The following is a 12,475-nucleotide window of genomic DNA, read 5'->3' on the forward strand; positions in this document are numbered from 1 at the left end:
GGTCAGTTGCCGGCCTCTTCCGCGCCGGCAGTCCCGAGCATCCGAACCCACATGTCCGGGAACTCCGGCATGGTCTTAGACGTCGTGGCGATGTCTTCGACCTTGACCCCTTCGACGGCGAGGCCAAGGATGGCACCCGCTGTGGCCATGCGGTGGTCCGCGTAGCTGTGCACGATCCCGGAATGCAGGGCAGCTGGCCGGATAACCAAGCCGTCAGCCGTTTCCTCAGCGTCACCACCCAGCCTGTTGATCTCGGCCACCAGGGCCGCGAGCCGATCAGTTTCGTGGCCACGTAGGTGGGCAATGCCCGTGAGACGCGAAGGGCCGGCTGCAAGTGCGCAGAGCGCGGCAACGGTGGGTGCGAGTTCGCTGGTTTCGTCGAAGTCCGCGCCCTTGATCTCCTGACCACCGGTAACGGTCAGCGTCCCGTCCTGAAGAGTGACTTCCGCTCCCATGGTGGCGAGGATGCTCCGCCACATGTCGCCCACCTGCGTGGTGCCGGATGGCCAGTTGGGGATGCGGACGGTTCCTTTGGTAGCCAGCGCAGCTGCCAGGAAGGGGCCGGCGTTGGAGAGGTCCTGCTCAATCCGTTGGTCAAAGGCGCTGATGGGACCGGGGGATACCCGCCAGTGGTTCGGCACCGAATCGTCCACAGAGACCCCGACGCTGCGGAGGGTCGCCACCGTCATCGAGATGTGGTCAAGGCTCGGAACGGGCTTGCCTACATGCTCCAGGTGCAGGCCCTCGGTGAAACGCGCACCCACCAGCAGCAAGGCAGAGACGAACTGCGACGAAGCGCTGGCATCGATCACCAGGTGCCCCCCGCGCACCTCCCCGGTGCCTTCCACCGTGAACGGAAGGGCCGACGGCGTCCTGCCTCCTTCAGCGGCGACAGGAACCCCCAGCGCCACCAAGGCCTCGATGATGGTGCCCATGGGTCGGTTGCGCGCATGCGGATCGCCGTCGAACACGGTAGCCCCGCGGCGCAACGCCGCGAGCGGCGGAACAAAACGCATCACAGTTCCAGCCAGCCCGCAATCGATGGCGGTTTCTGCGCTTGTAGCCAGGGGATCCAGCGGCGTGATCAGGAGGTCGGGTCCGTAGTCGCCGTCGCCGGGTTCTTCAGTGACCGTGGCGCCGAGCTGCCGAAGGGCCTGGATCATGAGGGCAGAGTCGCGGGAATGCAGGGGAGCCCGCAGGCGAGACGGCCCATCCGCCAAAGCTGCAAGCACCAGGTACCGGTTGGTCAACGACTTCGAACCCGGGACCGTCACCGTCGCATCCACAGGGCCTTGGGCGTACGGGGCGGACCATAGCGGAAGCGAGGTTTCGGTAGCTGCTGGGTCGGTGTTGGCGGGGGTGGTGCCTGTCATGCTTCCTTATGCTCCAACTGCGTTGTCTACGGCCTTGCGAACTGCTTTGTCGGCGCGCTTGATCTGCTTGCCGGTGACCTTCCTGGCGTCGGCCGCGAGGTGCTCGGCCCGCCATGCGATGCTTGGCCGGCCCTCGGTGTCAACGGAAGCAAGCAGGACGCCTCCCGTGAGGGAAATGTTCTTGAGGAGCCGTGCCTTGCGGGCAATCCGGCCTTCCTTGGTGCTGATATCGGCTGAGCGCCACTCCACATAGGAGTTAAGGGCGGACGTCACAACCAGAACGGTTGCGGCGAAACGGGAGAGCTTGCCCAGGCCGAGCAATGTCCCGGCGCCCAGCTGGGCGCCGCCGATAACACGGGCAAGGGTCTTCTCGTCTGCCTTGAAGGGCAGGGACTCCGATGCGCGGCGCAGTACAGGCGAGAGTTGCTTCGCGGTGTCGTCCGCGTTCCGTAGCTTTCCCAGACCTGCGACGACGAAGCTGGACGCGAGCATGGGACGCGCGAGAAAACGGATAACAGACATGTCTTGCCTCCTGGATGGCTTGCCACACTATTGGATGAGTGTTGTGTTCACGGGGTGCAGTCTGCTCTAGTCTTGCACCTTTGCGGAATATTTACCCAGCGGCGGCCGTTGTGAACAACAGGTGCGGTGGAGACCGGACCGCGGCATGGTGTTGCCGCTTCGCTGAACGGAGTTGGTTTTTTGACTTTGGTTAAGGACCGGGCGGTCCTGTCAGAGCCGGGGTACGGTTCACAGCTGGTTTCACCCAAGCTGACAGTAGACTTGGCAACGATGAGCACCATTGAACCGGCCGCAGCGGCCATGTATGAAGCAGCCGAATCGTCCGCAGAGGGCACTGCGGAGGCGACGGCCGCCGTCGACGTCTCCTCTGAGACGTCCGAGCAGCGGCGTGCCCGATTCGAGCGCGACGCCATGCAGTATGTGGACCAGCTGTACTCGGCAGCGATGAGGATGGCGCGGAACCCTTCGGACGCGGAAGACCTGGTCCAGGAGGCCTACACCAAGGCCTTTTCCGCCTTCCACCAATACAAGCCCGGGACCAACCTCAAGGCATGGTTGTACCGCATCCTGACCAACACCTATATCAATCTCTACCGAAAGCGTCAGCGGGAACCCCTGCAGTCCAATTCGGACACGATTGAGGATTGGCAGTTGGCCAAGGCCGAGTCCCACACCTCCGCGGGGCTGCGGTCCGCGGAAGCCGAGGCGTTGGACCATCTGCCGGACTCCGACGTCAAGAACGCGTTGCAGGCCATCCCGGAGGAATTCCGGTTGGCGGTCTACTTCGCGGACGTCGAGGGATATGCGTACAAGCAGATCTCAGAAATTATGAACACCCCCATCGGCACGGTGATGTCGCGGTTGCACCGCGGCAGGAAAATGCTGCGGGACATGCTGGCGGATTATGCCGCCGAACGGGGCTTCAGGGCCCATACCGAAGATCAGGCCGCGGCCGGAAGCAACAATCAGGAGAAAGAGAAATGAGCGACTGCCAGGGATTGGGCGATTGCGACGATACGCGAATGCAACGGATTTATGAGTATCTCGACGGTGCGTTGACCCGTGATGACCTCAGTGAAATCAAGCAGCACCTGGATACGTGCGGGGAATGCGCTGAGCAGTATGACCTCGAGTGCCTCATCCGCACCATGGTTAAGCGTTCGTGTACTGAGTCAGCACCGGAGAACCTCAAGAATTCCATTCTTGACAGGATTCACTCCATCAAGCCCGTGGACGCCTGATCCGTCCCGGCAAAAGGTATTAAGCGTCGAGGGCCCCGGAAACCGAATGGTTTCCGGGGCCCTCGCTTTTAGGCATGTGACACTAAGCCGCTGGCTTAGGTGTTGGGACGCTTGCCGTGGTTCGCGCCGCCACGCTTACGGTCACGACGCTTACGTGCACGCTTGCTCATAGCTGGCCTCCTTCAAGGATTGATACTCAATAAAGCTGCCCTCCAGTTTCGCACACCCGGGTGCTGGGTCGCGAACCGGCGGGACCGGGAAGGGAAAAGGCGCTCAGTTTCGCAGCGAATTACGGATCGAAATGCGTGCTTGGTCCAGCACGGCACGGACAGTTTCCAGGGCCACAGGCGTCAAGGGATGCGAAGCGCCGTGCTGGCGCAATTCAACCCGGATGTCATCCCTGAACGACTGAACCATCAGCTCAGCTTCCTTCAGGATCCGCTGGCTCTCGGGTGTGTAGCCGCCGGTGTGGCTTCGGAACGTGGCCGACGAAGCGCTGCTGCGTGCGGCCTCCGCGGTTGCCGCGAGGTCCGCCCGCAGGCCGCGCATGTTGGTCCTGATGTCCTCCCGCAGGTTGTCGGCCAGCCGCCTGACCGAGGCAGAGATGGTGTTTTCCACATCGGCCAGTTCCGCTCTTCGGCCGTCCAGTTCGGCGCGGCCGGCGTCGGTGATGAAGTACTTGGTGCGCCTGCCCTCGGTTTCGGTGGCAACAAGTCCTTCTTCTTCCAGCTTGCCCAGGCGGGGGTAGATGGTGCCGGCGCTGGGGGAGTAGGTACCGCCAAAACGGTCGCCCAGGGCCTTGATCAGCTCATAGCCGTGTTTCGGGCCTGCCTCGAGCAAGGCAAGCAGGTAGAGGCGCAGGGCCCCGTGGGCGAAGACCGGGGGCATCAGAGGCCCGCTTCCCCGCCGGCGGGGTTCTCGTGGTCGGTTGTGGGCGCTGAGGCATGCATGATGTACGTCTTGCCGGACACGGTGTTGGTGCGGACCAGCATCAGCCGCTCGTCGGGTCCTACGATGGTGTGCACGTTGTTTCCTGGCTGGGCGTACAGCTGATCGTCGATCACCACCGATCCGCTGGCGGACTTCGCCACGATGTCCAGGCCGACGTCATGGGGCAGCCGGATGGTCAGGTCACCGGAAACGGAGTTGGCTCCGAGATCGTTCGTGTAGCCCTGGAGGTCGAAGCTGAGGTCGCCGCTGACCGTGTTGGCCCGGACGTTCTTGAACGTGCCGGACGCGGTAACTTCGCCGGAGACGCTTTTGGCGGTCAGGACGCCGTCGTGGTTTCTGGCGATGACCTCGCCGCTCACCGTGTTGACATGGAGTTCGCCGCTGGTTCCGTCCGCCATGACGGAGCCGGAGACGGTGTTCAGCCGGGTGCGGCCGCCGGTGCCGGACACCATGCCGTCCCCGCTCACCGTTCCGGTTTCGACGTCGACGCCATGGGGGAGGGCGATTCCCACTACCACGGAGTTGGTGCTGGTGTTGTTGACCGTGCCCATCAGGTTGCGGAACCAGCCCTGCGGACCCTGTAATTGATGGCGGACTTCCAAGCGGCCATCCACCAAGGTGACGGTCAGCGGGTCGCCGGTGATTTCGCTGATTTCGATCCGGACAAAGTCCTCGTCGTGGGACACCACGTCGAAGCGGCCCTTGACGATTCCCAGCTTCAGCGATCGGACCTGGTCCACTTCGATGGTTTGCGGACCGGTGACGGTCCATAGCTCCTCTGACATGTCCCCTCCAGATTGCGATATATCGCGTTGAATAATTTCACGATATATCGCGATTTGGAGGGGCGCAATGGTTAGCCTGATCAGAGGGCCGGCAAGGCTGCCTCGCAACTACTCGGGCTGTGCGATGTTCAACCACTGGAACCAGCCGCGGTGCAGGACGAGCCACGCGATCAAGCCGTAGCCGGCCTGCCCGGGGGTTCCTCCATTGGCGGCCAGGTCAGTCCTCCACTGCTCGTGGTTGAGCAAGGGCGAAAACGTGTCCACGTAGTGGTGGTTCCGCCGGGTGGTGACATCGGCAAACGCTGTGTTGAGTTCGGCGAGCCGCTTGTTCCGTGCTGGGTCAAGTGTGGGCGGCGGGCCGACCACAAATACCTCAACGCTGCTGTGCGAGGCGCCGTCCAGGATGTTGGCAAGGTTCAACCTGCTCCGTGCCGTGGACAAGCCGAACTCCAGGTCGCGCCCCGACAGGCCGATGACCAGGCGGTTCTCGTGCGTGTCGCTGAAACGCCTGCCCGCTTCATCCTGCCAACGGGCGGCCAGCCCCTCAGTACCCTCCATGGGACAGGGCAGCGGGAAACTCTCCACTACGACGGAGTCCTGGGGTGTACGGGCCAGCACTCGTCCGAGCCAACCCAATGCGCGGGGATCCCCCAGGCCCGCCAGCAGTTCATCTCCTACAGCTGCGATGCGCAGCTTCCTGTCTTCCACGGTTACCTCTTCACACTCGTTACGGTCCTTGCACGGTCCAGGCTCAACAGCCGGTTCGGGAACCGGTACCTGTCCCATTAAACAGAACTGCCCGGCCTGAGGCGCGCTTATCGCTCCTCGGGCCGGGCAGTTTCGGTTTTACTTGCGTTCGAACGCCTGCTTGATCAGGGCATCCTGCTCAGCAGCGTGGCGCTTCATGGAACCTGCAGCCGTGGACGCAGAGGCCGGACGCGACACCAGGCGGAGCTTACGATCGAGCTCCGGTGCCAGGTTCAAGCCCATGAACGGCCAAGGACCCTGGTTGGCAGGTTCGTCCTGTGCCCAGACGACGTCAGCGTTCGGGTACTTGGCGAGCTCCGCTTCGATCTCAGCCTTGGGCAGCGGGTACAGCTGCTCAACGCGGATGATCGCTGTGGAGGTATCGCCGGACTTCTGCCGGTTGGACAGGAGGTCGTAGTACAAACGGCCCGAAACCAGGATGACGCGGTCAACGTTCGCGGGCTGCATCTCTGGATCGCTGATGACCGGCCTGAAGCCGCCGTTCGTGAAGTCCTCGACGGCGGAAGCGGCGCCCTTGAGGCGCAGGAGCTGCTTGGGCGTGAAGATGATCAACGGCTTGCGCGGACGGCTGTAAGCCTGGCGGCGGAGCAGGTGGAAGTGCGAAGCGGCCGTGGTGGGGTTCGCGACGATCATGTTGTCCTCGGCGCACATCTGCAGGAAGCGCTCAATGCGTGCCGAAGAGTGGTCCGGGCCCTGGCCTTCGTAGCCGTGCGGCAGCATGAGTACCAACGAGGAACGCTGGCCCCACTTCTGCTCAGCCGAGGAGATGAATTCGTCAATGATGGTCTGCGCACCGTTGACGAAGTCACCGAACTGGGCTTCCCACAGGACCAGGGCGTCGGGACGCTCTACCGAGTAGCCGTATTCGAAGCCCATTGCGGCGTATTCGGACAACAGGGAATCGTAGATCCACAGCTTGGCCTGGTCGTCCGAAAGGTTACCCAGCGGGAGCCATTCGTTGCCATTGGCGCGGTCATGGAAGACGGCGTGGCGCTGGACGAACGTACCGCGGCGGGAGTCTTGGCCTGCCAAACGAACAGGCACCCCCTCCATGATCAATGAGCCGAAGGCTGCGATCTCGCCGAAGCCCCAGTCGATGCCGCCTTCACGGGACATCTGCTCACGCTTCTCCAACAGCTGCTTGAGCTTGGAGTGGACGGTGAAGCCTTCTGGAATTTCCAGGTGGGCCTTGCCGATGCGGGCAAGGGTCTCAGCGGAAATTGCCGTGGATGCAGGGGAGTTGGTCCCGAAATCGGCCTGCTGTGCGATCGGCCGCTCGATGTCCGAGACAGCTGCGGAGTCCGCAGTGATGATCGGAATCGGCGACGTCTGGGCAGCGTGGGTTTCAGCGAAGACGCGCTCGAGGCGTTCCTGGTAGTCGCGGAGCAGTTGCTCTGCTTCTTCCTCGGTGATGTCGCCACGGCCGATCAGCGACTCGGTGTACAGCTTGCGGACGGAGCGCTTGGCTTCGATCAGGTTGTACATGAGCGGCTGGGTCATCGAGGGGTCGTCGCCCTCGTTGTGGCCGCGACGGCGGTAGCAGACCATGTCGATGACGACATCCTTGTGGAAACGCTGACGGAACTCGTAGGCGAGCTGCGCAACGCGGACCACGGCTTCAGGATCGTCGCCGTTCACGTGGAAGACCGGAGCCTGGATCATCTTGGCGACATCCGTGGAGTACGTGGACGAACGCGACGAGGACGGGGCCGTGGTGAAGCCAACCTGGTTGTTGACGATCACGTGGATGGTGCCACCGGTGCGGTAGCCGCGCAGCTGCGAGAGGTTGAGGGTTTCAGCCACAACCCCCTGACCCGCGAAAGCTGCGTCACCGTGGACCATGATGGGCAGGACAGGGAAGGACTCACCCTGGTCCAGGCGGTCCTGCTTGGCGCGGACGATGCCTTCGAGAACGGAGTCCACTGCCTCGAGGTGCGACGGGTTCGCGGCGAGGTAGACCTTGGTCTGCTTGCCGTTGTCCGAGGTGAAGGTACCTTCGGTGCCGAGGTGGTACTTGACGTCACCGGAGCCCTGGACCGAGCGTGGGTCCTGGGTACCTTCGAATTCGCGGAAGACCTGGGCGTAGGTCTTGCCTGCGATGTTGGTCAGCACGTTGAGGCGGCCACGGTGGGCCATGCCGATGGCAACCTCATCCAGGCCGTCGTCGGCTGCATCAGAGATGACGGCGTCGAGCAGCGGAATCAGCGACTCGCCACCTTCCAGGGAGAAGCGCTTCTGGCCGACGAACTTGGTCTGCAGGAAGGTCTCGAAAGCCTCTGCCGCGTTGAGCTTGGAGACAATGCGGAGCTGCTCTTCACGGCTCGGCTTGGAGTACGGGTGCTCGAGCTGGTCCTGGAACCACTTGCGTTCTGCAGGTTCCTGGATGTGCATGTACTCGATACCGGTGGTGCGGCAGTACGCATCGCGCAGCACGCCAAGGATGTCACGGAACTTCAGCATCGGCTTGCCGCCAAAACCACCCGTGGGCCATTCACGGTCAAGGTCCCACAGCGTCAGGCCGTAGGTCAGGACATCGAGGTCCGGGTGCTTGCGCTGGACGTACTCCAGGGGGTCGGTGTCGGCCATGAGGTGGCCGCGCACGCGGTAGGAGTGGATCAGCTGCTGGATGCGGGCGACCTTGTTGATCTCGTCGGCCGGATCAACCTGCAGGTCCGGGCTCCAGCGCACGGGCTCGTACGGGATGCGCAGGGCTTCGAAGATCTCGTCGTAGAAGTTCTGCGCGCCGAGGAGGAGCTGGTGGACCAGCTTGAGGAACTCGCCACTGCCTGCGCCCTGGATCACGCGGTGATCGTAGGTGGAGGTCAGCGTCAGGATCTTGCTGATGGCGTTCTGGGCGATGATCTTCTCGCTGGCACCCTGGAACTCCGCCGGGTAGTCGAGGGCACCGACGCCGATGATGGCGGCCTGGCCCTTGGAAAGGCGCGGCACGGAGTGGACAGTGCCGATGCCGCCGGGGTTGGTCAGCGAAACCGTGGTGCCTGCGTGGTCATCAGCCGTGAGCTTGCCATTGCGGGCGCGCTTGATCAGGTCCTCGTAGGTGTGCCAGAACTCAGCGAAGTCCATGGTCTCGGCCTTCTTGATGTTCGGAACCATCAGGAGGCGCGTGCCATCGGGCTTGGGCATGTCAATGGCAATGCCGAAGTTGACGTGCGCGGGCTGCACGGCGCTCGGCTTGCCGTCGATCTCGTCGTAGTAGACGTTCATCGAGGGGAACTGGGAAAGCGCACGGACAACGGCGTACCCGATGAGGTGCGTGAAGGACACCTTGCCGCCACGTGCGCGGGCAAGGTTGGAGTTGATCACCACGCGGTTGTCGATCAGCAGCTTGGCGGGTACTGCCCGGACGCTGGTGGCTGTGGGTACTTCCAGGCTGGTGACCATGTTGGTGGCGATGGCCTTGGCCGGGCCCCGCAGGACGGAGACGACGTCTTCTTCCGGCGCGGTGGGTGCCTTGGTGTTCTTGGGCAGCTGGGCCGGAATGGGCTGCGTTGCGTTGCCGCCGGCGGGCTTCTTTGCTCCGTCCCGGGCAATCGTGGCCGGTTCTTTCTTGGCCGGAGCTGGTGCTGCAGGGGCAGTCTCCGTGGCAGCTGCGGGAGCGGCCGGCGCCGGTGCCGGGGCCGCTGCGGCCGGAGCCACTACGGGAAGTACTTGGGTTGGGGGATTGGCAGCTGCTGGAGCTGCGGAGGTTCCGTTGGAAGAAGTGCCGTCAGCGGAGGCAAAGGATTCGAAGAGCGGCCACCACTTGGCGTCGACCGAATTCTTGTCCTGTTGGTACCGCTCGTACAGTTCGTCAACGAGCCACTCGTTTCCGCCAAATTCCTCTGGTAGACGGTGGCTGGGCTGCTCTGGCACTTGAAATACGCCTCTTCCATGAGTGTTGTTTTCCCGCTGGCCAAGGTTGCTTTTCCGCAACGATGGGACAGGGTCCGGGTCCCGCGAACTCAGACCCCTGACAGTCTAGTTAGGATCGTTGGTTAACTGCCAATAGTGGTGACCTAAATCATGTTGGAGCTGACTTAGTGGACCAAGGCGTCCATTAATGTGCGGTAACCCGAGTGTGGGTGCCCTGCCGGCGGACTGTAGACTGAAAGTCTTATGGACAGTAAATCTAGGTGCCGGCCTGGGAACTGTCGGGGGAGCCAAACTGGCAACTCCGCACAGCGTGCCCGTCGAGCCGGCAACACCCGTTCACATGCCCATCACGCGCCGGCGTTTTCTGCCGGTGGTGCCGCAGACCATGCGTCCGCGGCGCCCGACCAGCCTCCGCCGGGCCGAATTCCCTGGCCGATGGCGTTATCCCCATTGCACGCGCCCACCCTTGGGGTGATGCGCTAAGTGGAATGGATTCTTCTCCTTGCCGGCTTTGCCCTGATTCTTGGCACCGGCTTTTTCGTAGCAGTTGAGTTTTCCTTGGTGGCTCTGGACCAATCCAGTGTCCAGCGTGCGGTCGACAACGGAGACCAAGCAGCGGCCCCCTTGTTGAAATGCCTCAAATCGCTCTCAACGCAGCTCTCCAGCTGCCAGCTCGGCATCACGCTGACCACGCTGCTGACCGGTTTCGTGATGGAGCCCTCCGTTGGTCAGTTGCTGTTGGGTCCTTTGGGCTTGTTGGGCCTTCCCTCCGAGGTGGTGCATTCGGTGGCGTTGATCGTTGCGATGGTCTTCGCGACGCTCCTGTCCATGCTGATCGGTGAGTTGGTTCCCAAGAACATGGCCATCGCCCTCGCTTTTCCGTTGGGCAAGCGGCTCGCCCGTCCGCAGCTGATGTTCACTGCAGTGTTCAAACCGGCGATTGTGGTTCTCAATGGTTTCTCGAACAAGGTGCTGAACCTTTTTGGCCTTGAGGCCAAGGAAGAGATCTCGGGGGCACGGACTCCCGCGGAACTCGCTTCGTTGGTCCGGCGCTCCGCTGAACTCGGGACGCTGGATGCCGGCACGGCCAACTTCGTGGCGAGAACCCTGAACTTTTCCGGACGCACGGCGGCGGACGTCATGACGCCGCGAATCCGGATGGAAACAATCGACGCCGACCAGTCGGTGGCCGGTATCCTCGACGCCGCACGTCGAACCGGTTACTCGCGGTTCCCCGTCATCGGCGATTCCACGGATGATATCCGCGGGGTGGTCCATGTCAAGAAAGCTGTGGCCGTACCGGCTGAGCGCCGTTCGAAGCTCCAGGCCGGTGCGATCATGACCGACGTCCTTCAGGTTCCGGAGACCATCCACTTGGATGCGCTCCTGTCCGAACTGCGTGAAGGGAATCTGCAGCTGGCAGTTGTCCTGGACGAATACGGTGGCACGGCCGGCATCGCCACCCTCGAGGACCTCGTGGAAGAGATCGTAGGCGAAGTGGCGGACGAGCACGACAAGGTCCGCCCCGGCGTTCTGCAGAGCGCATCAGGGGACTGGTATTTCCCGGGCCTTCTCCGGCCCGACGAAGTAACCGAGCAGATCCCCAACTTGGTTGTCCCCGACGAATCTGCCTATGAAACCGTGGGCGGGTATGTCATGAGCCAGCTGGGACGTATCGCCAAGACAGGCGACGTCGTGGACGCGGTCGGCGGCACGTTGACGGTGACCAGGATGGACGGCCGCAGGATTGACAGGATCTGCTTCCACCACGTGGAGACGGATGAATCGTCACCCGAAGACGCTGAAGGCGCCCATCACGAAGCAGGTGCCCTATGAGCGACTGGGTAGGAATCGTCTGGCTGGTCGTGCTCCTGATCGGAAACGCGTTCTTCGTGGGTGCGGAATTCGCGGTCATGTCGGCACGGCGCAGCCAGATAGAACCACTGGCTGAGGCGGGCTCCAAACGTGCGCAGACAACATTGCGTGCCATGGAAAACGTCTCGCTCATGCTGGCTTGCGCCCAATTGGGCATCACCGTTTGCTCGCTCCTTATTCTCCAGGTGGCCGAGCCCGCTATCCACCATTTGCTCGCTGAACCCCTCGAGCTTGTAGGTGTTCCGGTTGAGTTGGCGGACATCATCGCCTTCGCGATCGCCTTGCTGTTCGTAACATTCCTGCACGTCACCTTTGGCGAAATGGTTCCGAAGAACATCTCGGTGTCCGTGGCCGACAAGGCGGCGCTGCTGTTGGCTCCGCCGCTGATGTTCATTGCCCGCATGGTCAACCCAGTCATTTGGACCCTCAACTGGCTGGCCAATCACATCCTGCGGTTGATGAAAATCGAGCCCAAGGACGAGGTCTCTTCCTCCTTCACCCTGGAAGAGGTCCAATCGATTGTCCAGGAGTCCACGCGCCACGGATTGGTGGACGATGACGCGGGCCTGTTGAGTGGAGCCCTGGAGTTCTCCGAGCACACGGCGGCCCACATCATGGTCCCGCTGGACAAGCTCATGGTGCTCAAGACGGCTTCCACCCCCGTGGACCTTGAAAAGGCCGTCAGCCGGACGGGTTTCTCACGTTTCCCGATGGTGGACGACGACGGCGAACTCGCCGGTTACCTCCACGTGAAGGACATCCTGTCCATCCCGGAGGAGGGCCGGAAACACCCTATTGCCGAGGGGCGCATCCGTTCGTTGGCAAACCTTGCACCGGATGACGAAATCGAGCAGGCCATGTCTGTCATGCAGCGCACGGGATCACATTTGGCGCGAGTCGTTGGTGCCGGTGGCGACACCCAGGGCGTGTTGTTCCTCGAGGACGTCATCGAGCAGTTGGTTGGAGAGATCCGGGACGCCACCCAGGCGACGGGGATCCGCCGTTATGGTGGCCAGCAAGCCCAATAAGGCACAGTAAGCCAGTTCTGGCGTCGGTCGTTTCGATCGACGCCAGAACTGTCTAAATA

General features: G+C 62.5%; 11 protein-coding genes. 4 read left to right on the plus strand and 7 right to left on the minus strand.

Features of this window, described 5'->3' with window-relative positions; translation table 11 throughout:
- Positions 1 to 2 precede the first annotated feature (2 nt).
- Both aroA and QRM57_RS13560 read right to left on the minus strand, forming a co-directional pair.
- Positions 3 to 1,373, minus strand: coding sequence for a 3-phosphoshikimate 1-carboxyvinyltransferase (aroA, locus tag QRM57_RS13555; RefSeq protein WP_257369174.1), 1,371 nt, complete (start codon positions 1,371 to 1,373; stop codon positions 3 to 5).
- Between the two features lie 6 nt (positions 1,374 to 1,379).
- A complete protein-coding gene (locus QRM57_RS13560; RefSeq protein ID WP_284987012.1) occupies positions 1,380 to 1,895 on the minus strand; it encodes a DoxX family membrane protein in 516 nt (171 codons plus the stop codon).
- Positions 1,896 to 2,075: 180 nt separating this feature from the next.
- On the opposite strand from QRM57_RS13560, the gene QRM57_RS13565 reads away from it, so the two are divergent.
- Together QRM57_RS13565 and rsrA are read left to right on the plus strand one after the other, a co-directional pair.
- On the plus strand, positions 2,076 to 2,879 hold the full coding sequence (locus QRM57_RS13565) for a sigma-70 family RNA polymerase sigma factor (RefSeq protein ID WP_235520567.1): 804 nt from the start codon (positions 2,076 to 2,078) through the stop codon (positions 2,877 to 2,879).
- On the plus strand, positions 2,876 to 3,136 hold the full coding sequence (rsrA, locus tag QRM57_RS13570) for a mycothiol system anti-sigma-R factor (RefSeq protein ID WP_235520566.1): 261 nt from the start codon (positions 2,876 to 2,878) through the stop codon (positions 3,134 to 3,136). Before QRM57_RS13565 ends, rsrA begins: the two co-directional genes overlap by 4 nt.
- A 95-nt stretch (positions 3,137 to 3,231) precedes the next feature.
- Here rsrA and QRM57_RS21070 read toward each other — a convergent pair whose 3' ends face one another.
- From QRM57_RS21070 to QRM57_RS13590, 5 genes are all read right to left on the minus strand, one after another.
- Positions 3,232 to 3,306, minus strand: coding sequence for a 50S ribosomal protein bL37 (locus QRM57_RS21070; RefSeq protein ID WP_369299106.1), 75 nt, complete (start codon positions 3,304 to 3,306; stop codon positions 3,232 to 3,234).
- Between the two features lie 103 nt (positions 3,307 to 3,409).
- Positions 3,410 to 4,024 carry a PadR family transcriptional regulator gene (locus tag QRM57_RS13575; RefSeq protein WP_284987013.1) on the minus strand — a complete coding sequence of 205 codons (615 nt, stop codon included), beginning with the start codon at positions 4,022 to 4,024 and terminating at the stop codon, positions 3,410 to 3,412.
- Positions 4,024 to 4,872 (minus strand): DUF4097 family beta strand repeat-containing protein, encoded by an 849-nt coding sequence (locus QRM57_RS13580; protein WP_284987014.1) that lies wholly within the window; start codon positions 4,870 to 4,872, stop codon positions 4,024 to 4,026. The genes QRM57_RS13575 and QRM57_RS13580 overlap by 1 nt, the downstream gene beginning before the upstream one ends.
- A 108-nt stretch (positions 4,873 to 4,980) precedes the next feature.
- Positions 4,981 to 5,580 (minus strand): GDSL-type esterase/lipase family protein, encoded by a 600-nt coding sequence (locus QRM57_RS13585; RefSeq protein WP_014922202.1) that lies wholly within the window; start codon positions 5,578 to 5,580, stop codon positions 4,981 to 4,983.
- Between the two features lie 138 nt (positions 5,581 to 5,718).
- Positions 5,719 to 9,513, minus strand: coding sequence for a multifunctional oxoglutarate decarboxylase/oxoglutarate dehydrogenase thiamine pyrophosphate-binding subunit/dihydrolipoyllysine-residue succinyltransferase subunit (locus tag QRM57_RS13590; RefSeq protein WP_284987016.1), 3,795 nt, complete (start codon positions 9,511 to 9,513; stop codon positions 5,719 to 5,721).
- A gap of 483 nt (positions 9,514 to 9,996) precedes the next feature.
- Between QRM57_RS13590 and QRM57_RS13595 the strand changes: the two genes are divergently transcribed.
- Positions 9,997 to 11,349 (plus strand): hemolysin family protein, encoded by a 1,353-nt coding sequence (locus QRM57_RS13595; RefSeq protein WP_284987017.1) that lies wholly within the window; start codon positions 9,997 to 9,999, stop codon positions 11,347 to 11,349.
- Positions 11,346 to 12,416: a hemolysin family protein gene (locus QRM57_RS13600; RefSeq protein WP_284987018.1), complete on the plus strand. Its 1,071-nt coding sequence runs from the start codon at positions 11,346 to 11,348 to the stop codon at positions 12,414 to 12,416. Before QRM57_RS13595 ends, QRM57_RS13600 begins: the two co-directional genes overlap by 4 nt.
- Positions 12,417 to 12,475: the final 59 nt, after the last annotated feature.

The organism is Arthrobacter sp. fls2-241-R2A-172 (assembly GCF_030208885.1).
Classification (GTDB): Bacteria; Actinomycetota; Actinomycetes; order Actinomycetales; family Micrococcaceae; genus Arthrobacter.

What these genes read in the sequence shown, in the direction of transcription:
- aroA (WP_257369174.1), bottom strand. Translation starts at nt 1,373, where the DNA reads ATGACAGGCACCACCCCCGCCAACACCGACCCAGCAGCTACCGAAACC.
- rsrA (WP_235520566.1), top strand. Translation starts at nt 2,876, where the DNA reads ATGAGCGACTGCCAGGGATTGGGCGATTGCGACGATACGCGAATGCAA.
- QRM57_RS13580 (WP_284987014.1), bottom strand. Translation starts at nt 4,872, where the DNA reads ATGTCAGAGGAGCTATGGACCGTCACCGGTCCGCAAACCATCGAAGTG.
- QRM57_RS13575 (WP_284987013.1), bottom strand. Translation starts at nt 4,024, where the DNA reads ATGCCCCCGGTCTTCGCCCACGGGGCCCTGCGCCTCTACCTGCTTGCC.
- QRM57_RS13560 (WP_284987012.1), bottom strand. Translation starts at nt 1,895, where the DNA reads ATGTCTGTTATCCGTTTTCTCGCGCGTCCCATGCTCGCGTCCAGCTTC.
- QRM57_RS13600 (WP_284987018.1), top strand. Translation starts at nt 11,346, where the DNA reads ATGAGCGACTGGGTAGGAATCGTCTGGCTGGTCGTGCTCCTGATCGGA.